The sequence below is a fragment of the Marinobacterium rhizophilum genome (assembly GCF_024397915.1).
Lineage (GTDB): Bacteria > Pseudomonadota > Gammaproteobacteria > Pseudomonadales > Balneatricaceae > Marinobacterium_A > Marinobacterium_A rhizophilum_A.
In genome coordinates this window covers 3,440,942-3,461,215 of sequence record NZ_CP073347.1, presented here as the reverse complement: position 1 = coordinate 3,461,215, position 20,274 = coordinate 3,440,942, and the positions used below count along the sequence as shown (strand labels likewise).

The 20,274-nt window shown below is 62.4% G+C and carries 17 protein-coding genes; 7 read left to right on the top strand and 10 right to left on the bottom strand.

What is annotated here, in order from left to right:
• Positions 1 to 187 precede the first annotated feature (187 nt).
• Together KDW95_RS15540 and KDW95_RS15530 are read left to right on the top strand one after the other, a co-directional pair.
• Positions 188 to 1,633 (top strand): aldehyde dehydrogenase family protein, encoded by a 1,446-nt coding sequence (locus KDW95_RS15540; RefSeq protein ID WP_255852729.1) that lies wholly within the window; start codon positions 188 to 190, stop codon positions 1,631 to 1,633.
• Positions 1,634 to 1,733: 100 nt separating this feature from the next.
• The gene (locus KDW95_RS15530; protein ID WP_441813613.1) at positions 1,734 to 3,104 is read left to right on the top strand and encodes an FAD-dependent oxidoreductase; all 1,371 of its coding nucleotides are present in this window, start codon (positions 1,734 to 1,736) and stop codon (positions 3,102 to 3,104) included.
• Between the two features lie 141 nt (positions 3,105 to 3,245).
• Here the strand turns inward: KDW95_RS15530 and KDW95_RS15525 are convergent, their stop codons facing one another.
• From KDW95_RS15525 to hemB, 6 genes are all read right to left on the bottom strand, one after another.
• Positions 3,246 to 3,986 (bottom strand): ABC transporter permease, encoded by a 741-nt coding sequence (locus KDW95_RS15525; protein ID WP_255852728.1) that lies wholly within the window; start codon positions 3,984 to 3,986, stop codon positions 3,246 to 3,248.
• Positions 3,987 to 4,050: 64 nt separating this feature from the next.
• Positions 4,051 to 4,743: an ABC transporter permease gene (locus KDW95_RS15520; protein WP_255852727.1), complete on the bottom strand. Its 693-nt coding sequence runs from the start codon at positions 4,741 to 4,743 to the stop codon at positions 4,051 to 4,053.
• 67 nt (positions 4,744 to 4,810) lie between these two features.
• Complete coding sequence (locus KDW95_RS15515) at positions 4,811 to 5,566, bottom strand: transporter substrate-binding domain-containing protein (RefSeq protein ID WP_255856526.1); 756 nt, start codon at positions 5,564 to 5,566, stop codon at positions 4,811 to 4,813.
• 60 nt (positions 5,567 to 5,626) lie between these two features.
• On the bottom strand, positions 5,627 to 6,403 hold the full coding sequence (locus KDW95_RS15510) for an ABC transporter ATP-binding protein (protein WP_255852726.1): 777 nt from the start codon (positions 6,401 to 6,403) through the stop codon (positions 5,627 to 5,629).
• Between the two features lie 312 nt (positions 6,404 to 6,715).
• Positions 6,716 to 8,920, bottom strand: a complete 2,205-nt coding sequence (gene ppk1, locus KDW95_RS15505; RefSeq protein WP_255852725.1) for a polyphosphate kinase 1 — start codon at positions 8,918 to 8,920, stop codon at positions 6,716 to 6,718.
• Between the two features lie 60 nt (positions 8,921 to 8,980).
• A complete protein-coding gene (gene hemB, locus KDW95_RS15500; RefSeq protein ID WP_255852724.1) occupies positions 8,981 to 9,991 on the bottom strand; it encodes a porphobilinogen synthase in 1,011 nt (336 codons plus the stop codon).
• A gap of 297 nt (positions 9,992 to 10,288) precedes the next feature.
• Here hemB and KDW95_RS15495 point away from each other — a divergent pair, with 297 nt between their 5' ends.
• Complete coding sequence (locus KDW95_RS15495; RefSeq protein WP_255852723.1) at positions 10,289 to 11,179, top strand: phosphate/phosphite/phosphonate ABC transporter substrate-binding protein; 891 nt, start codon at positions 10,289 to 10,291, stop codon at positions 11,177 to 11,179.
• The gene (locus KDW95_RS15490; RefSeq protein ID WP_255852722.1) at positions 11,173 to 13,317 is read left to right on the top strand and encodes a putative bifunctional diguanylate cyclase/phosphodiesterase; all 2,145 of its coding nucleotides are present in this window, start codon (positions 11,173 to 11,175) and stop codon (positions 13,315 to 13,317) included. Before KDW95_RS15495 ends, KDW95_RS15490 begins: the two co-directional genes overlap by 7 nt.
• A 170-nt stretch (positions 13,318 to 13,487) precedes the next feature.
• Here the strand turns inward: KDW95_RS15490 and hisF are convergent, their stop codons facing one another.
• The 4 genes from hisF to hisB all read right to left on the bottom strand — a co-directional run bounded on the left by hisF (position 13,488) and on the right by hisB (position 16,408).
• A complete protein-coding gene (hisF, locus tag KDW95_RS15485; protein WP_255852721.1) occupies positions 13,488 to 14,261 on the bottom strand; it encodes an imidazole glycerol phosphate synthase subunit HisF in 774 nt (257 codons plus the stop codon).
• 13 nt (positions 14,262 to 14,274) lie between these two features.
• Positions 14,275 to 15,012, bottom strand: a complete 738-nt coding sequence (gene hisA, locus KDW95_RS15480; RefSeq protein WP_255852720.1) for a 1-(5-phosphoribosyl)-5-[(5-phosphoribosylamino)methylideneamino]imidazole-4-carboxamide isomerase — start codon at positions 15,010 to 15,012, stop codon at positions 14,275 to 14,277.
• Positions 15,013 to 15,089: 77 nt separating this feature from the next.
• Positions 15,090 to 15,740 carry an imidazole glycerol phosphate synthase subunit HisH gene (hisH, locus tag KDW95_RS15475; RefSeq protein ID WP_255852719.1) on the bottom strand — a complete coding sequence of 217 codons (651 nt, stop codon included), beginning with the start codon at positions 15,738 to 15,740 and terminating at the stop codon, positions 15,090 to 15,092.
• Between the two features lie 74 nt (positions 15,741 to 15,814).
• Positions 15,815 to 16,408: an imidazoleglycerol-phosphate dehydratase HisB gene (gene hisB, locus KDW95_RS15470; protein ID WP_255852718.1), complete on the bottom strand. Its 594-nt coding sequence runs from the start codon at positions 16,406 to 16,408 to the stop codon at positions 15,815 to 15,817.
• Positions 16,409 to 16,597: 189 nt separating this feature from the next.
• Between hisB and KDW95_RS15465 the strand changes: the two genes are divergently transcribed.
• From KDW95_RS15465 to KDW95_RS15455, 3 genes are all read left to right on the top strand, one after another.
• The gene (locus KDW95_RS15465) at positions 16,598 to 18,757 is read left to right on the top strand and encodes an AsmA family protein (protein ID WP_255852717.1); all 2,160 of its coding nucleotides are present in this window, start codon (positions 16,598 to 16,600) and stop codon (positions 18,755 to 18,757) included.
• A complete protein-coding gene (gene mutY, locus KDW95_RS15460; RefSeq protein ID WP_255852716.1) occupies positions 18,757 to 19,800 on the top strand; it encodes an A/G-specific adenine glycosylase in 1,044 nt (347 codons plus the stop codon). Before KDW95_RS15465 ends, mutY begins: the two co-directional genes overlap by 1 nt.
• A gap of 93 nt (positions 19,801 to 19,893) precedes the next feature.
• Positions 19,894 to 20,172 carry an oxidative damage protection protein gene (locus KDW95_RS15455; protein ID WP_255852715.1) on the top strand — a complete coding sequence of 93 codons (279 nt, stop codon included), beginning with the start codon at positions 19,894 to 19,896 and terminating at the stop codon, positions 20,170 to 20,172.
• Positions 20,173 to 20,274 lie beyond the last annotated feature (102 nt).

Below are 20,274 nucleotides of genomic sequence, written 5' to 3'. Positions count from 1 at the left end.
CGCCGGGTTGTGAAACCTGTGCGGCTGGCCTCATTCCTGGATCAGCAGGTTTTGGGCTGGCGCCCGACTCCTGCCAATGCGAACCCTTGAAAATAAAGGGATTTCATAAATTCCGCCCCGCTTTCAAGGGCGACAGTCAGGCCGGCGCTCCCGCCGCCTGACTGCCTTTACAAGAAGGTAGCTTCCCATGCTGAATCCCACATCCAACCATTGGCTCAACTTCATTGCCGGCGACTGGGTCGATAGCGACAGCGTCATAGAGGTGCGCGACCCGTCCACCAACGAGGTGTTTGCCACCATCGCCAGCGCGACCCTGGGTGATGCCGAACGTGCCATTGCCGCCGCCCGCGAGTGCGTGCGCGAAGGCCGGCTGACCCGCCAGCGCCCGGCCCAGCGTGCCGAACTCATGTACCGCATAGGCGCCGAGATTCGTGCCATGGTCGACGATGCCGCTATCCTGGCCTCGCGCGAGAACGGCAAGTCGATCAATGACGCCCGGGATGAAGTCAGCGAAGCGGCACGTTATTTCGAGTACTACGCCGGCATGGCGGACAAGATCGAAGGCAAGTCCATTCCGCTGGGTGAAGACTACGTCGATTTCACCAGTTACGAACCCCAGGGCATCTCGGTGCAGATCGTGCCCTGGAATTTCCCGGTGTCCATCTGCGCCCGTTCCCTGGCGCCGGCACTGGCGGCCGGCAATGCCGTGATCGTCAAGTCCCCCGAGCTGTCACCGCTGGCCATCACCGTGCTGGCGACGGCCTGTGAGCGCGCAGGCCTCCCCAAGGGAGCGCTGAGCCTGCTGGCCGGCCCCGGCCGTGAAATCGGTGCCGCCCTGGTGGCGCACCGGGAAACCAACCAGATCGTCTTTACCGGCTCGGTGCCGACCGGGCGCGCCATTATGCGCTCGGCTGCTGAAAACGCCGTGCCCTGCGTAATGGAGCTGGGTGGCAAGTCCGCGGCGGTGGTCTTCCCGGATGCCGATCTCGATCAGCTGGTCAGCAGCGTGCGCTGGGGCATTTTCTTCAATGCCGGCCAGGTCTGCTCGGCGATGTCCCGCCTGCTGGTGCACCGCGATGTCTACGACGAAGTCGTGGCCCGTGTGGCAGAACTGGCGGGCAGCCTGAGCATCGGTGCCGGCAAGGACAACCCCGACATGACCCCCGTGGTGTCCATGGGACAGCGTGATGGCATCCTGGAAATCTGCCAGCAGGCCATCGAAGACGGTGCCCGTCTGGTCTGTGGTGGTGGCGCGGCCGACGGCCTGCCCGGTGCCTTCGTGCAGCCGACGGTGTTTGCCGACGTGACCACGGACATGCGCCTGTTTGGCGACGAAGTCTTCGGCCCGGTGGTGGCGATCACGCCGTTCGATAGCGAAGAACAGGCCTATGAGCTGGCCAACAATACCGATTACGGCCTGGTTGCCGGGGTCTTCACCCAGGATATCAGCCGTGCCCTGCGGGCTTCCCGCGCGCTGGACGCCGGCCAGGTGTTCGTCAATGAGTGGTTTGCCGGCGGTATAGAGACGCCCTTCGGTGGCAATGGGCTGTCCGGTTACGGCCGGGAAAAGGGCCAGGAAGCCCTGTACAGCTATGTACGTACCAAGAACGTGGCGATTCGCGTCGCCCGTTAATAATAAAAGGCCCTGCCGGCTGCGGCGTACTGCGACCGGGCACGGCAGGAGCCCGACCCCTGGCCTGTTAATGGCTGCGGGCGCACAAGAGGACTGAAACATGAAAAAGTGGTTGTGCATCATCTGCGGACTGATCTATGACGAAGCCAAGGGCTGGCCGTCAGACGGCATCGTTGCCGGTACCCGCTGGGAAGACGTACCCGAAGACTGGATCTGCCCGGATTGCGGTGTCGGCAAGGCGGATTTCGAGATGATCGAAATTACGGCGGACGTGAAACCGGTTGATGCGGTTGCCGCGGCAGTGATCAGCAACGAGCCGCCGGTCGTGATCATCGGCAGCGGCTACGCCGGTTACGGCATGGCTGAGGCGCTGCGCCAGCGCAGCCCCGAGAAACCGATCGTGCTGTTCACCGCCGATGATGGCCACCACTACTCCAAGCCTGCGCTGTCCAATGCGCTGGCGCGGGAGAAATCCGCCGCGGACCTGGTCAGCGAAACACCGCTGCAGATCGAGGCGCGGCTGAATATCCGCATCTATAGCCGCTGCCGCGTGCAGAGTATCGATGTGCACAAACACCTGCTGCAAACCGATATCGGTGAGCTGCAGTACAGCAAGCTGGTGCTGGCCCTGGGGGCCGAGCCTATCCGCCTGCCGATTTCCGGCAGCGGTGCCGCGGACGTGCTGAGCGTTAACGACCTGCAGGATTACCGCCTGATGCGGGATCGCCTGGACGGCTGCAAGCGCGTCACCATCATCGGCAACGGCCTGATCGGTTGCGAGTTTGCCAATGACCTGGCTGGAGCGGGCTACGCCGTCGATGTGGTGGGCCTCACCGCCTGGCCAATGGATCGGCTGATGCCCCGCGAACTGGGTGATGCCTTGCAGCACAAGCTGTCTGAGCAGGGCGTCAGCTGGTACCTGGAAAACACCGTTGAGCGTATTGAGCGCGAGGCTGACGGCTACCGTCTGCACCTGCGTGACGGTACTGAGCTGGCATCCGACCTGGTGATCTCGGCAGTGGGCCTGCGTCCGCGCATGGCACTGGCAGAGGCGGCCGGCATCAAGGTGAACCGCGGTATCGTCATCAATGGCGGCATGCGCACCAGTGGCCAGGACATCTTTGCCCTGGGTGACTGTGCCGAAATCAATGGTCAGCTGCTGCCCTATATCGCGCCGATCAATTACGGCATGCGGGCGCTGGCCGATACCCTGCTGGGGCGTCCGACCATGGCGCAGTACCCGCTGATGCCGGTGATCGTCAAGACACCCGCCCTGCCCCTGACGCTGTTGCCGCCGGCGGCTGATGTTGAGGGTGAATGGCAGGTGGAATCGCTGGAGAACGGCCTGCGTGCCTTCTTTGTCGAGGCCTGCGGCACCCTGCGCGGTTTCGTACTGGCCGGTGACCTGACATCCGAACGCCAGCAGTGGCTGGATCGCTGTGGCCAGGTGCTGGCAAGGTCCGTCGCCTGATCGGTGTTTGAGCAATGTCTAACGGGTACGCAGCGGCTGCGATGGCAGCCAACTGCGTGCCCGCAAACGCGTCGTAAGTAGTCCTTTGCCCGCCCTGTGCGGGCTTTTTTTGTGGTGCTCGACAGGATTTGGTGGCGCCGCTCAGTCCTGCAGGCGCGGATCGATCTGGGTCAGTTCCACCGGCACCTGGTGCCGGTAGTGCTGGTAGCGGTTGAGGCGTTTTTCCAGCAGTCTGAAGGCGCCGATAAAGACACCGCTGATCAGCAGGTAGATTACGCCGGCGGCGAGAAAGATTTCCAGCGGCGTATAGGTGCGGGCGATGATGGTGCGGGCCATGCCGGTAAGGTCCAGCAGGGTAATGGTGGAGGCCAGCGAGCTGCCCTTGAGCATCAGGATCAGCTCGTTGCCGTAAGCGGGCAGCACGATGCCGAAGGCCCGTGGCAGCACGATGCGACGCACCTGCAGCGGCTTGCTCATGCCCAGCGCCTCGGCGGCCTCGATCTCGCCCCTGGGAATGGCCTGGATGGCACCGCGAATCAGTTCGGCGCTGTAGGCGGCGGTATTCAGCGAGAAAGCAATGATGGCGCACCAGTACGGCTGTTTCAGAATGTCCCAGAACATCGACTGCTTGACGGCCTCAAACTGCGAGGCGCCGTAGTAGATCAGGAATATCTGTACCAGCAGCGGCGTGCCGCGGAAAAAGAAAATGTAGGCAAACGGAAAGGCCCGTATCCAGGGGCTGCTCGATACCCGCATCAGCGCCAGTGGCAGGGCGATGGCAATGCCGATGATGCCGGAAATGGCCACCAGCTCCAGCGTCAGCCAGGTGCCTTCCAGCAGTCTGGGCAGGTATTTGAGAATGACGCTCCAGTCCCAGTTCATTGACAGGCCTCGGTTGTGTTCTGTGCGCGGGGGCGTCCGGCGTCAAGGTGCAAAGCTGGCTGCATCATGCACGTGCTCCGCGGGACACGGGATTGCTGGCCCGCTCCATCAGCATGGTGGCGGCGGTCGCGATGGCGGTGAGGCCCAGGTAAATGAAGGCCGCGGCCATGTAGAAGGTAAAGGGCTCCTTGGTCGAGCCGGAGGCCACGTAAGCCTGGCGCATCAGCTCGTCAAGGCCGACGACCGAGACCAGCGCGGTGTCCTTGAGCAGCACCTGGAACAGGTTGCCAAGGCCCGGCAGAGCGAGGCGCCAGACCTGGGGCAGGATAATGCGAAAGAAGGTCTGCGTACGGCTCATGCCCAGGGCTTCGGCCGATTCCCACTGCCCTTTGGGCAGTTCCATCAGGGCGGCACGAAAGACCTCGGTGGCATAGGCGCCAAAGGCGATGGACAGCGCCGCCACGCCGGCAGCGAAAGCGCTGATCTCGATATAGTCGGTGTAGCCGAAGAAGCTCGCCAGCCACATCAGCAGCATGGAGCCGCCAAAGTAGATGCTCAGCACCAGCAGCAGCTCCGGGATACCCCGGATCAGGGTGGTATAGAGGGTGCCAAGCAGGCGCAGCAGGCGAAAGCCGGACAGTTTTGCTGCGGCTCCCACCAGGCCAAACAGCAAGCCGAAGGCCAGGCTCGTGAGGGCCAGCTTCAATGTCACCCAGGCGCCGGAAAGCAGCAAATGACCGAAACCCTGAAGATCCATTAGTGAAGCGTCCTGTGGCAGAAGGGAATGCAGGTACGGCGCTCAGTGAGCGCCGTACCGCGGCAGATCAATAGATCGAGAACGGGAAGTACCTGGCGTTGATCTTCTCGTAGGTGCCATTTTCGACGATGGCCTTGATCGCGGCGCTGAACTTGTCTTTCAGCGGATCGTTCTTGCGTACGGCGATACCGATCTTGTCGTCGATATCAATGTCCGCGCCCTTGAACTCGAAGCCCTGACCCTCATCGCTGCGCAGCCAGTCGTAGGCCGGGAACTTGTCGGACAGCAGGCCATCGAGACGACCGGCGGCCAGGTCGAGGTAGGCATTGTCCTGGGTGTCGTAGAGTTTCACTTCAACGGTATCGGCGAGATTGTCTTCCAGGTACAGGCCGGCGATGGTGGCCCGCTGGGCGCCAATCACCAGGCCCTTGAGGCTGTCCTTGTCGGTCTTGAAGTCACTGTCCTTGGCGGCGGCAAAGGCCAGCACGTTGGAATAGTAGCGTTCGCTGAAGTCCACCACCCGCAGGCGCTCTTCGGTAATGGACATGGAGGCGATGATCGCATCGTACTTGCGTGTCAGCAGGCCGGGGATAATGCCGTCCCAGTCCTGTGCCACAAGCTCGCAGTCGGCCTGCATTTCGGCGCACAGGGCATTGGCGATGTCGACGTCGAAGCCCTGGAGTTCGCCATTGGCATCAATCAGGTTGAAGGGCGCGTAGGCGCCTTCGGTAGCGATGCGGATTTTGTCGGCCTGGGCGGTGCTGGCCGTCAGGGCGGTGCTGGCGACAAGACCAAGGGTAAGGATGAGTTTGCGCAGCTTCATACGGGTCATTTCTCTTGCTGGTGTGTTTTCTTATTGTAGGCCGCTATATCGGCCCCGGTGTCAGGACAGGTGGCTCGACATGAAATCCCGCACCCGTTCGGATTTGGGGTTGTCGAAGACCTGTTCCGGTGAGCCAATTTCCTCGATCTGTCCCTGGTGCAGGAAGACCACCTGGCTGGAGACGTCGCGGGCAAAACGCATTTCGTGGGTGACGATCAGCATGGTTCTGCCTTCCTCCGCCAGGGAGCGCATCACGCTGAGGACTTCGTTGACGAGTTCCGGATCGAGCGCCGAGGTGGGCTCATCGAACAGCAATACCTGCGGGTCCATGGCCAGGGCACGGGCAATGGCAATGCGCTGCTGCTGGCCACCGGACAGGTTGCCGGGGTAGGCGTTGCGCTTGTCCGCCAGGCCCACGCGCGCCAGCAGCTCTTCGGCACGGGCGACAGCCTGGCTGCGGGGCTGCTTGAGCACGCGCATGGGGGCTTCGATGATGTTGTCCAGGATGGTCTTGTGGGGCCAGAGGTTGAAACTCTGGAATACGAAGCCGATGCGTGAGCGCATGGCTTCGAGCTGGGCGCGGCTGGCGGCGCCGAGGTAGCCGTCCTTGCCGGGCTTGAGCGCCAGTTCTTCGCCGGCGACGATAATGCGCCCGGCATTGGGGCGCTCCAGCAGGTTGATGCAGCGCAGCAGTGTACTCTTGCCGGAGCCGCTGGAGCCCAGAATCGAGATGACATCGCCATCATTGGCCTTGAGCGAGATGCCCTTGATGACCTGCAGGTCGTCGTAGGACTTGTGTATGTCGACCAGTTCAAGTGCCGTCTGAGCTTGGGACATCTGGTAGATTCCGTTATCGCCTGATTGATGGTGGGTGCAGACAGGATCTCTGTGTGACCACCCCGGTGATGTGTCCGCTTGCGCACACAACACGCATGATGCCCGACTTGTTGCGAGCAGGAAAGGGGCGCTATTGTCCGCAAATATCGGCAAAAGGCAAATTTAACAGCGGCAGTGACGGTAAATAACTGACCAGTCGAACAGGAAATATCGCAGTGGCGGCCTTTGCAGGCAGCGCCGGCGCGGGAGGCAGGCGCGCTGTGGGGCGCCGCCCGGACGAATCCGGCGGCGCGGCGAGTAGGCGGGCAGGCGCTAGCTGGCGTAGTCGTTCAGCAGTTGCTGCTGGGCGCTGAAGGGCTCTTCGTCTTCGGCCGGCTGGCTGAGCGTATAGCTGCCATCCGACGCCAGGACCCAGCTGTGGGTGTTGTCGCGCAGGTAGTAGTCGAGCTCGCGCTTGATACGCTCGGCATGCTTGCCCGAGAGCTGGAAGCCGGTCTCGACCCGGTGCAGCATGTTGCGTTCCATCCAGTCGGCACTGGCACAGAAGACGTCAGGCTTGTGGTCGGCATTCTCGAAGTAGTACACCCGGGTATGCTCCAGGAAGCGCCCGACAATGGAGACAACGCGGATGTTGTCGGAAATGCCCTCGATGCCCGGGCGCAGCCGGCAGGTGCCGCGGATGATCAGGTCGACCTGAACGCCGGCCTGGGAGGCTTCGTACAGGCTGCGGATCAACCTGGGTTCGGTCAGGCCGTTGACCTTGACGATAATGCGCGCGGGTTTGCCGGCACGGGCATTCTTGGCTTCGCGCTGGATCATTTCCAGCATCTTGGCGTGCAGCGTGAAGGGCGCGTTATAGAGCTTTTTCAGGCGTTGTATCTTGCCCATGCCGGTGAGCTGCTGGAAGACCTTGTGAACGTCCTCGCCCATCTCCTGGTCGGCGGTCATGAAGCTGTAGTCGGTATAGAGGCGCGCGGTGCCGGAATGGTAATTGCCGGTACCCAGGTGGCAGTAGCGCACCAGCCGGGTGCCTTCCTGGCGCACAATCAGCATCAGCTTGGCATGGCACTTGTATCCCACCACTCCGTACACCACCAGGCAGCCCGCTTCCTGCAGGCGGCTGGCCAGGTTGAGGTTGCTCTCCTCGTCGAAGCGCGCGCGCAGCTCGATCACCACCGTGACTTCCTTGCCGTTGCGGGCCGCCTCCACCAGGGCGTTGACGATGTCGGACTTGACGCCCGTGCGGTACAGCGTCTGCTTGATGGCCAGTACCTTGGGGTCCTTGGCGGCCTGGCGCAGCAGGTCCACCACCGGCGAGAAGGACTGCCAGGGATGCAGCAGCAGCTGCTCACTGGCGCTCAGGCTCTCGAACACGGTTTTCTCGTCCTTGAGCTTGTTGGGTATGCCGGGGGAAAAGGGCTTCCAGCGCAGGTCCGCACGTTCCACCAGGTCGCGCACCGCCATCAGGCGGGTCAGGTTGACCGGCCCATCGACGCGGTAGACCTGGCTGTCGCTGATGGTAAATTCCTGCTGCAGAAAGTGGATATATTGCTCTGGTGTGCGGTTGTCGATTTCGAGCCGCACCGCATCGCCGTATTTGCGCGAGTGCAGCTCCCCCTTGAGGGTGCGGGCCAGGTCCTCGATTTCCTCGAAGTCGAAGGTCAAATCCGCGTTGCGGGTGATGCGAAACTGATAGCAGCCCTCGATCTTCATGCCCGGGAACAGGTCTTCGGCGAACTCGTGAATCATCGACGACAGGAAAATCAGGTTGTCGCCGCCCTCGCACAGCTCGTCCGGCAGGCGTACCAGGCGTGGCAGGGAACGCGGCGCCGGGATAATGGCCAGGCCGGTTTCACGGCCAAAGGCATCCTTGCCGTCGAGCTGAACAATGAAGTTGAGGCTCTTGTTGACCAGGCGCGGGAAGGGATGGGAGGGGTCGAGCCCGATGGGGCTGATCACCGGCACCACGTTCTGTTCGAACCATTCCTTGACCCAGGCCCGCTGTGCCTTGTTCCAGTCGCCGCGGCGCACGAAACGGATGCCCTGCTGGGCCATCTCGGGAAAAATGGTCTCGTTGAGGATCTTGTACTGGCGCGTCACGTTGATCTCGCAGATCTCGCTGATGCGCTCGAGCATCTTCTGCGGGTGCATGGCATCGGGGCCCACGGCTTCACGGCCGTACTTGAGCTGGCGCAGCTGCTCGGCAACCCGTATCTCGAAGAACTCGTCCAGGTTGCTGGAGAAAATCAGCAGGAACATCAGCCGCTCGAGCAGTGGATAGCTCGGGTCCAGCGACTGTTCCAGCACGCGCACGTTGAACTGCAGGTGGCTGAGCTCCTGGTTGATATAAAGCTCCGGTGCCTTCAGGTCCAGCGGCGTCTGTTCCACCGGTTCGGTAATGGCGAGACTCTCGCGGCTTTCGAGCAGAGCCAGCGCCGCCTCGGCCGCTTCAATTTCGGCCTGATCGAGTACCGGCGCAGCGGCTGCATCGGCAGTCGCTTCCATCTGAGTGTTCATTCCCTGTGCTCCTCATAGTCGCAGGCCTGTGCCCCGGCGATACGCCGGCAAAGGCCGCTGTTATTCGTTAAGTGCCCGGGCGGCGCGCTTGGCGAAGTAGCTCAGCACGCCATCGGCACCGGCCCGCTTGAACGCCAGCAGGGATTCCAGCATTACGCTGCGCTCATCGAGCCAGCCGTTCTGAAATGCCGCCATGTGCATGGCGTACTCGCCGCTCACCTGATACACGAAGGTCGGTACCTGGAATTCGTCTTTGACCCTGCGCACGATATCGAGGTACGGCATGCCGGGCTTGACCATCACCATGTCGGCGCCCTCGGCCAGGTCCAGGGCGACTTCGTGCAGGGCTTCGTTGCTGTTGGCAGGGTCCATCTGGTAGCTGGACTTGTTGCTCTTGCCCAGGTTGCCTGCCGAGCCCACGGCATCGCGGAAAGGGCCGTAGTAGGCACTCGCATACTTGGCGGAGTAGGCCATGATGCGGGTGTTTGTGTGACTCTCGGCTTCCAGGATGTCGCGAATGGCGCCGATACGGCCGTCCATCATGTCGCTCGGTGCGACCACGTCGGCGCCGGCGGCTGCGTGGGACAGGGCCTGGCGCACCAGGGCTTCAACGGTGATGTCGTTCTGTACATAGCCCTGGGCATCGATGATGCCGTCCTGGCCGTGGGTGGTGAAGGGGTCCAGTGCCACATCGGTGATGACACCCAGGTCCGGGCAGGCATCCTTGATGGCGCGCACCGCACGCTGGGCCAGGCCATCCGGGTTCCAGGCTTCTTCCGCCCGTTCCGACTTGGCATCGGCAGGGGTGACGGGGAACAGCGCCATGGCGGGAATGCCCAGCGCCTGCACCTCCCGGGCATCCTTGACCAGGCGGTCGATGGTCATGCGTTCGATGCCGGGCATGGAGGCGATGGATTCGGTCTGGTCCTTGCCTTCAATCACAAATACCGGGTAGATCAGGTCGCTGGGTGTGAGCTGATTTTCACGCATCAGGTTCCGGGAAAAACTGTCAGCGCGCATGCGTCGCAGGCGGGTTTGCGGATAAATGCGCTGGCTGTCGTTGAATGCCACGGGGTAACCACCTCTCGTTAGATCGTTCATTAAACAGGGTTTGTATGACAGCCGTGCAACCGGTGCGCACCGAGGCGATATCCTGAGGCCGGCATGGAATGGCTTCAATGATACGCCGAGCGCCGGTTGGCGGGAACCGCACGCGGGCCACTGTTACTGCGCAGGCATCGGCTGCAAGGCAGCAGAGGCCGGCACTGTCGTGCGGCAATGGTGTCGCCACAATCGGCCGGAAGCCGCACGGGTACCTTTTATTTCCCAATGTATTCAAGTACTTTGGTGCAATGGCCAGACAATGATATGAAAAACAAGATGCTGTCACGAATTATTCCGTTACTGCTGGGGCTGTTGCTCAGCCTCCCGGCGCAGTCTCGTGTGCTGGTGCTGGGCCAGGTCAGTGAGCGTCCGGACAAGGATTACGAGCAATTGCGGCCCATGGTGGAACACGCCGCGGCGCAGCTCTCAAGCCTTGGCGTCAGCGGCGGCGACGTGCGGCTCTATCTGGAGTCCGGGGAGTTGGTGGCGGCGATGCGCCGCGGTGAGGTGGACTGGGTAACGGAAACCGCTTATACCGCCGCGCGCCTGGTACACGAGGCAGGCGCCCGACCGCTGTTGCGCAAGTGGAAACGGGGACAGCGGGACTATCAGGGCATTATCTATACCCGGGCGGACTCGCCGGTTCACGGCCTGAATGACCTGGCCGGCCAGACGATTGCCTTTGAAGATGCGGACTCCTTCAGCAGCTACTACCTGCCCCGTATGCTGCTGGAACAGCAGGGCCTTCAGCTGCGGCCCATGGAAAGCCTGCAACAGTCGGCCGAACCGGGCCTTGTCAGCTATATTTTCAGCCGCACCGAAGAAAATAATGCCCTCTGGGTACACAAGTCACTGTCCGCGGCCGGCGCGCTGAATAATAATGACTGGGATAATCCGACCAGGGTGCCACCGGGGTTACGCTCGGATTTGCGCATTATTTATCGCTCGGCCTCCTATCCTCGGGCGCTTGAACTGGTGTCCGCCGGGCTCGAGCCGGCGTTGGCTACAGCGCTGAGACACCTGTTGCTGAGCATGACCCCCGAGACATCCGCTGAGCTGCTGGCGCGCTACGAGCAGACGACAGGCTTTGAACCGATATTGCCGGATGACATGCAATTGCTGAATGACATCTACGAAAGTAGCCGCACATGGTAGCCCTGTTGCGGCGATCCATCGCCACCCGTTACGGCGCCATTCTGGTGCTGATAACCTTTGGTGTCAGCACTGCGCTGCTGGTGTTTTCACTCTATGTCCTGCAGGGGGTCTACAGCCGTATCAATGTCGCCGGGCAGGATGCGATCGAGACCAGTATCGTGCGCCAGGTCAGCCGCGATGCCCTGTTGCTGGGGGAAACCCTGGCCAACAGCCTGGTCGGCCCGGTGTACCGGCGCGATTTCAGTGAAATCCAGGATATCCTGGCGCAGCTCAAGCAGAGAACCGAGATCGGCTATATCTATATCTATGACGACAAACGGCGGATTCTGCATGACGGCAGCGCCGAACTGCGGGCCTATGACGAGCTGCTGAACGGCCAGGTGCCGGCGGGCCTGGGAAACCACTTTCGTCCCGGTGCCCGCCCGCTCGGCGAGTATCTGCATGTCGTCCACCCCATCGTATCGGGCAAAACCACCCTGGCTGCTGTGCGGTTTTCGATGTCCTACCGGGCGGCCCAGGCGGATATCGACAGCATGTCCGACCAGCTCGCCAACACTCTTGTCGGGCTGCGGCAGGAGGTCAAGCTGGTCCTGCTGCTGGGTTTCGTGGTGCTGGTACTGCTGACCCTGGCGCTGTCGGTGGCCGTCAGCCGGTGCCTGACCCGGCCATTGCAGGAGCTGGCAGCGCGCAGTCGCCGTTTTCGCGCCCATGATGACAGCGCCAGTTTCAGCCTGGAGCGTGACGATGAGGTTGGGGAGCTGGCCGAGGCGCTGGAGCAGATGCGCCTGCGGGTACAGAGCAGTCATGGTGAGGTGTCGCGGCTGGCCTACCATGACCCCCTCACCGGGCTGGCCAATCGGCGCCTGTTGCAGCAGGAACTCGAGCAGATGCTGCTCGGTGCGCAGGGCAGCGGTGAATCCCTGGCGATGATGTTTATTGACCTGGACCATTTCAAGCAGGTCAATGACGGTGCCGGGCACGATGTCGGCGATCAGGTACTGAAAGTGGTGGCGGCCCGCCTGGAGAAACTGGTGGTCGACGCCGCGCTCGATGGCCTGGTGGGATCGATCAAGCCCCTGATCGCCCGTCTGGGTGGGGATGAGTTTACCCTGGTGTTCCCACTCACTGATGCCGCCTGTACTGACAGCCTGGCCCGGCGTGTCAGCGAGGTCTTCGTGGAGCCCGTGAGCCTGGCAGGACAGCGTTTCAGTGTCTCGGCAAGCATCGGCATCACCCTTTACCCCGAGGATGGCGGCACGGCACAGGACATGATGCGTCACGCCGATATTGCGATGTATGCAGCCAAGCATGCCGGGCGGCACCAGTACTGTTTCTTTCGCCAGGACATGAAGGACCAGCTGCAGGATCACCTGATGGTGCTGCAGGGTATCGATCAGGCGATTGCCGAGTCACAGCTGTTTCTGGAGTACCAGCCGATTATCGACCTGCAGACCAACCAGGTCAGTGGTGGCGAAGCCCTGGTGCGCTGGAACCATCCACAGCACGGACTGATACCGCCGGGGCGCTTTATTCCCATCGTCGAAGATTCCGACCGTATCGAGGCGCTCACCCTCTGGGTCATGCGGTGCAGCTGCCGCGCACTGCGTCAGCAGATTCTGCCGCAGGCGCCGGATTTCAAGCTGTCGCTGAATGTGTCCGGTGTTGCGCTGCAGTCCGACCGGCTGCGCGATGGCATCCTCGAAATCCTGCTGCGCGAGAAGGTGCCGCCGCAGAACCTGCGTATCGAGATCACCGAAACCACCATGATGCGCAACGTCGAGAAGTGCGCCGAGACCCTGCGCCACTGGCAGCATGCGGGCCTTCGCGTGCTGATCGATGATTTTGGTACCGGCTACTCGTCGTTGAGCTACCTGACCACGCTGCCGATTGACGGCCTGAAAATCGATCGCAGCTTTATCAACAAGCAGCTGCCCGGCAGCTACTGCCCGGTGGTGGAGGCGATACTGGCGCTGTCCAAGTCGCTGGGCATTCAGTCCATTGCCGAGGGTGTCGAGACCGAGTATCAGCTGCAGTCGCTGCGGGAAATGAAGGCGACCCATGCCCAGGGCTACCTGCTGGGGCGGCCGATGGCGCTGGAAAAACTGCTGGAGCGTCTGGGGGAAATCGAGGTTGGCTAGCAGCCTTAAGCCCGGCAGGCTGCGAGCAGCCGTAAGCCGTAAGCCGTAAGCCGTAAGCCGTAAGCCGTAAGCCGTAAACCTTAACCCTTAACCCTTAACCCTTAAACCTTGAACCTTGAACCTTAAGCTGTGAGTGGCACCGGGCGGTGCCACTCACAGCAGAGTTGTTTTCAGAGTCGCACTTCGATACCGCGTTCGCGCATGTAGGCCTTGGCCTGGGGAATGCTGTATTCATTGAAGTGGAAGATGGATGCCGCCAGCACCGCATCGGCCTTGCCTTCGATGCAGCCTGCCACCAGGTGGTCCAGGTTGCCGACTCCGCCGGAGGCGATCACGGGCACATGCACCGCTTCGGAAATGGCCCGGGTTACACCCAGGTCGAAGCCGTTCTTGGTGCCGTCGCGATCCATGGACGTCAGCAGGATTTCACCGGCGCCGTACTCCACCATCTTGCGTGACCATTCCACGGCATCGAGCCCGGTGGGCTTGCGCCCGCCGTGGGTGAAAATCTCCCAGCGATCCGCTTCGCCCTGCAATGACACCTTCTTGGCATCAATGGCAACGACAATACACTGGGAGCCGAAGCGCTGCGCGGCTTCACGCACAAACTCGGGGTTGAATACCGCGGCGGTATTGATCGACACCTTGTCGGCACCGGCGTTGAGCATGCGGCGAATGTCGTCGCAGGTGCGGATGCCACCGCCGACGGTGAGCGGGATAAACACCTGGGACGCCATTTTTTCCACGGTCTGAACCATGGTGTCGCGGCCCTCGTGGCTGGCGGTGATATCCAGGAAGGTGATCTCGTCGGCGCCCTGCTCGTCATACTTGCGGGCAATCTCGACCGGATCGCCGGCATCGCGGATATCGAGAAACTGCACGCCTTTTACGACCCGGCCGTTTTCGACATCAAGGCAGGGAATGATACGTTTGGCCAGTGCCATGGCGGTACTTCCTTCAGTTGCCGAGTTGGTCGCAGAGCTGCTGGGCCTGGGCGACATCCAGGGTGCCTTCGTAGATGGCGCGCCCCGTGATGGCCCCTAGAATGCCCTGGTCCGCCACGGCGGCCAGTGCATGGATATCGTTGATATCGGTGACGCCACCGGAGGCGATCACCGGAATGCCGCACTCGCGCGCCAGTTCCGCCGTGGCCTCGACATTGACGCCCTGCATCATGCCGTCGCGGCTGATATCGGTGTAAACGATGGACGACACGCCGTCGTCACGAAAGCGCCTGGCCAGATCAATCGCCCGCACGCTGGACACTTCGGCCCAGCCGTCGGTGGCCACCAGGCCGTCCTGGGCGTCGATGCCAACGATGATGTGGCCCGGGAAGCGCTTGCACATCTCGGTCACGAACTCGGGTTCCTTCACCGCCTTGGTGCCGATGATGACGTAGTCGACGCCGGCTGCCAGGTAGGCTTCGATGGTTTCGGCGCTGCGAATGCCGCCACCGATCTGGATCGGCAGGTCCGGGTAGGCCCTGGCGATGGCACTGACGATTTCGCCATTGACCGGCGTGCCGGCGAAGGCGCCGTTCAGGTCCACCAGGTGCAGCCTGCGGCAACCGGCGTCGACCCACTTGGCCGCCATTTCGACCGGGTTGTCGGAGAAGACGGTGGAGTCATCCATCCGGCCCTGACGCAGGCGCACGCATTTACCGTCTTTCAGATCAATCGCAGGAATAATAAGCATAATGGTCTCGCTGATCGTTTGATGCCGGCAATGACCGCTGCTTCAGGGGCCATCACCGCCGTTCAGAGTGGGGTGGGCTACAGGGTGCCGTCCCAATTCAGGAAATTCTTCAGCAGCTGCAGCCCGGCCTTCTGGCTCTTTTCGGGATGGAACTGGGTGGCGAACACGTTCTCGTGCTGCAGGGCGACATCGAAGCTTGTGCCGTATTCGCAGGTCGCGGCCACCTGAGCGCGCTGGCCCAGCTGCACGTGGTAACTGTGCACGAAGTAAAAGCGGCTGCCGTTGTCGATCTCGGCCCAGAGCGGGTGGTCTGTGGTCTGCTCGACGCTGTTCCAGCCCATGTGGGGCACCTTGAGCTTTTCGCCGGCCGCATCGCGCAGATCATTGCCGAAAAAGCGCACATCGCCCTCGAACTGGCCGAGGCAGTCGACGCCGCCGTTTTCCTGCGAATGCTGCATCAGGGCCTGGTAGCCGACACAGATGCCCAGGAAGGGCTTGCCCGAGGCGATGGCTTCTGCCACTTCGCGATCGACGCCCAGGCGGCGGATTTCCGCCATGCAGTCGCGAATCGCGCCCACGCCGGGCAGCAGCACCCGGTCGGCACTGCGCACCTGCTCGGGATCGGCGGTTACCCGCACCTCGACACCCGGCTGCACGAATTCCAGCGCCTTGGCAACGGAGTGCAAATTGCCCATGCCGTAGTCAATGACTGCAATGCTACCGGCCATTAGTGGCTCCCCCGGGGAAGGCTGATGGGCTGCATCGCGTACAGGCTGTAATGGATGACTGCAATGCTCGACATTTACAGGCTTCCCTTGGTCGAGGGCACGCTGTTGGCGGCGCGTTCATCGATCTGCAGCGCAAAGCGCACCGCGCGGCCGAATGCCTTGAAGATGGTTTCGGCCTGGTGATGGGCGTTGAAGCCTTTCAGGTTATCGATATGCAGGGTGACGCCGGCGTGATTGACGAAGCCCTGGAAAAACTCCCAGAACAGCTGGGTGTCGAGCCGGCCAATGGACGCACGGGTGAACTCGACGTCCATGTGCAGACCCGGGCGGCCGGAAAAGTCGATGGTCACGCGGGACAGGGCTTCATCCAGCGGCACATAGGCGTGGCCGTAGCGCATGATGCCTTTCTTGTCGCCCACGGCCTTGGCCACCGCCTGCCCCAGGGTGATGCCGATATCTTCCACCGTGTGGTGATCATCGATATGGATATCGCCGACACAGTGAATCTCCAGATCCAGCAGGCCATGGCGGGCGATCTGGTCGAGCATGTGTTCGAGGAACGGAACCCCGGTATCAGCATTCAGTTTGCCACTGCCGTCGAGATTGACCGAGACGGTAATTTTCGTCTCCAGTGTATTGCGGGTGACCGTGGCGGTACGCTCTGCCATGGGGGGCTCCAGATAGCTTGATCAAGGCGGCGATTATACAACTAAGTCCGGGGCGGCGCACGACCCGGCTCGGCGGAAGATTCTGGTATCCTTCAGCAGGCCGGCGAGGCAAACCCTGGCGCGCTAAAACGTTGCTTCCTGACGGGATCCTATTATGCTGGCGCACTGACGATATGAATGGAGGCAGCCATGAAAGGCTTGACGAAACTGTTACTGGGCCTGGTGGCCCTGGTAGTCATCCTGATTGCGAGTGCAGGGATTCTACTGGGTGTTTTCTTTGAACCCAATGATTACAAGTCCGATATCGAAGCGCTGGCACTGGAAAAGGCCGGGCTGGAACTGAGTATCGACGGCGACATCGGCTGGTCGGTGTTTCCGTGGCTGGGGCTGCAGATCGGCCAGGTCAAGCTGCAGTACCCGCAGCAGCCGGCCCTGGCGAGCCTGGAACAGGCCCAGGTCTCGGTGAAACTGTTGCCGCTGCTGTCCAGCAAGGTCGAGATGAGCAGCATCACCGTCGACGGGCTGGACCTTAACCTGGTGCAGGCGGCTGACGGCAGCAACAACTGGAGCCTGCCGGGCGCCGAGCCGGAGACCGCCGGTGCCGACACCGCCGACACCGCCGACACCGCCGACAGCGCTACCGATGCCGGCGCGGCCGTGGCGCTGGATATCGAAAGCATTGCCGTGACCAATGGCCGTATCGGCTATGCCGATCTCAAGGCCGACAGCCGCGTGCAGCTGCAGGACCTGGCGCTGACCTCCGGTCGTATCCGGCAGGGCGAGTACTTCCCGCTCGACCTGAGCTTCAGGCTGGACCAGTCCGCCGGTGAGGCGGCAGCACTGAGTGCCGCTACGACGCTCAAGGCCGAGGTCCAGCTCGATCCCAAGACGCAGCAGTACCGCCTGCGCGGCCTGGACAGCAGCGTGCAGCTGCAGCTGGCGGCCCTGGGCGAGAAACCGCTGGAATTGAAACTCAGCGGTGATGTAGCCGCCGACCTGGTGGCCCAGCTGGCCCGTATCGACAACCTCAACCTCAGCCTCGCCGGCCTGAGTGCCAGCGGTTCGCTGTCCGTGCAGGATTTCGCCGAGCCGGCACTGGGTGGCGAGCTGAAGCTGGCAGCGTTCAATCCGCGCAGCCTGCTTGAGCAGCTCGGCCAGCCCCTGCCCGCCATGGCGGATGAAACCGCGCTGACCCAGCTCTCGCTGAGTGCGGTACTGGGCGGCTCGGCCAGCCAACTGAGCCTCAAGCCGCTGACCCTGACGCTGGATGACACCCATTTCAATGGCGCCCTGGCCTACGGCCTGTCCGATGGTGCCATCAGCCTGGATCTGGCCGGCGATGCGCTCAATGCCGATCGCTACCTGCCACCCCAGAGTGACGCCTCGCAGACCGGCGGCCAGGCAGAAAGCCAGGCCGGCGGTGCCGAGCGCTATTCCAAAGAGGAGGTGATTCCGCTGGAGCCGCTACGCTCGTTGTTGCTGGATGGCCAGTTCAAGCTGCAGCAGCTGCAAGTGTCGGGCGTGACCCTGAGCGATCTCGACCTGGCGGTCAATGCCCGCAACGGCCTGGTCAATGCGTCGCGCATCAATGCCAACCTGTTTGGCGGCACGGTGCGCAACAGCGCGGTGCTGGATGTGAGCCGCACACCGGTGACGCTCAAATCCAGCAAGACGGTCAGTGGCCTGCAGATCGGTGACCTGTTGCAGGCACTCGACGGCGCGGAAAAACCCGCCATGACCGGTACCCTCAGCAGCCAGGCCGACATCAGCGCCCAGGGGCGTTCGGTCCATGCCATCGTCAACAGCCTCAATGGCACGGCCCGCTTCAACGTGGCGGACGGCACCATCAGCGGCATCGATATGGCCCAGACCGTCTGCCAGGGTTTTAACAACCTGGCGAGCCTGGGCATAAACGCCGAACAGGTGGATGGTTCCACCCCCTTCGCCAACCTGGGTGGCAACTTCAATATCCGCAATGGCGTCATCAGCAACGACGATCTGCAGGCGACCCTGGATGCCATCGGCCTCAAGGGCAAGGGCTCGGTGGATCTGCCCCGCGCACTGATCGACTACCGGCTGGGGCTGACGATACAGGAAGACCTGTTCAAGCAGAGCTGCTCGGTCAACAACAAGATCCAGGGTGTCGAGTGGCCGGTGAACTGCAAGGGTTCCTTCGACACACCGCCGGCGCAGCTGTGCCGCCCGGACCTGAGCGTGTTCGAGGATCTGCTCAAGGCCCGCCTGAAGCAGGACGTGCAGCAGAAGGTGGAAGAAAAGGTCAAGGAAGGCATTCAGGAGAAGCTTGGTGACGATGCCAAGCAGCTGCTCAAGGGGCTCTTTGGCAACTGATGACAAGCGACGCATTCAGCACGGCGGTACTCGACTGGTTTGACCAGAACGGCCGCCACGACCTGCCTTGGCAGGCGCACAAGAGCAGTTACCACACCTGGATATCCGAAATCATGCTGCAGCAGACCCAGGTCGCTACCGTGATTCCGTACTTCGAGCGTTTTATCGCCCGTTTCCCCGATGTCGAGACCCTCGCGGCGGCGGAAACGGACGAGGTGCTGCACCTCTGGACGGGCCTGGGCTACTACGCCCGGGCCCGTAACCTGCACAAGGCCGCCGGCATCGTGGCCCGCGAATTCGACGGCTGCTTCCCGCAGAGCGTCGAAGGACTGGAGGCGCTGCCCGGTATCGGCCGCTCCACCGCGGGGGCCATACTGTCGATTTCCACCGGCCAGCGCGCCGCCATTCTCGATGGTAACGTCAAGCGGGTACTGGCGCGGTTTTACGCGCTGGAGGGCTGGACCGGCAGCACGGCGGTCATGCAGGAACTCTGGCTGCATGCCGAACGCAATACGCCCTGGCAGCGCGTGGGTGACTACACCCAGGCCATGATGGACCTGGGGGCAACGCTGTGCCGCCGGAGCAAGCCCGAGTGCGGGCGCTGTCCGCTGCAGACCGACTGTGCGGCCCATGCCCAGGGGCGTACGGGCGAGCTGCCGGCGCCGCGCCCCAAAAAGGTGCTGCCGGTGCGCCAGACGCTCATGCTGATGGTACGCAACGAGGCCGGCGAAATCCTGTTGCAGCAGCGCCCGCCCACGGGCCTCTGGGGCGGGCTCTGGAGCCTGCCCCAGGCGACGGATCTGCGTGATGCCGAGGCCGAGACCGGCCTTGCGCTGGACCTGGACAGTGCCCGGGTGCTGGCCCCCCTGCGCCATACCTTTAGCCACTTCCACCTGGATATTACGCCGGTGCTGGTGCGTCCCGGTGACGCCGACGCTGTCATGGAAGGGGCGCCGCGACTCTGGTATAACATACAGCGGCCAGCCAGCGTGGGGCTGGCTGCACCGGTCAAACGGCTGCTGGCCGTCTGCCAGACCTGTTAACCCGGGAGGTTGACAGAGCGAGTGCAGGTTGACGGGCAGCGCCTTTGGAAAAGCCGCTTGCCCGCCAGGTTTATAACTTTTTTGGAGACACCGATGACCCGTACCGTATTCTGCCGCAAGTACCAACAGGAGCTGGAAGGCCTGGCACGACCGCCCTATCCCGGCCCCAAGGGCATGGATATCTACGAGAACATCTCTCAGCAGGCCTGGACCGAGTGGACCGCGCACCAGACGCTGCTGATCAACGAAAAACACCTGAACATGATGGACCCGTCGACCCGGGAATTCTTGCAAAAGGAAATGGACAAGTTCATGAGCGGTGATGACTACGCCCAGGCGGAAGGCTACGTACCGCCTAGCGACGCTTCCTGATCCCGAAGGGTCCGCGCTTTATTGCCGGGCTTTTTGCGGCCAGTCGACCCTTGGGGGCCGGCCGACACGGGGGGATGCCTGTACCTGATCGGGGTGCAGGCG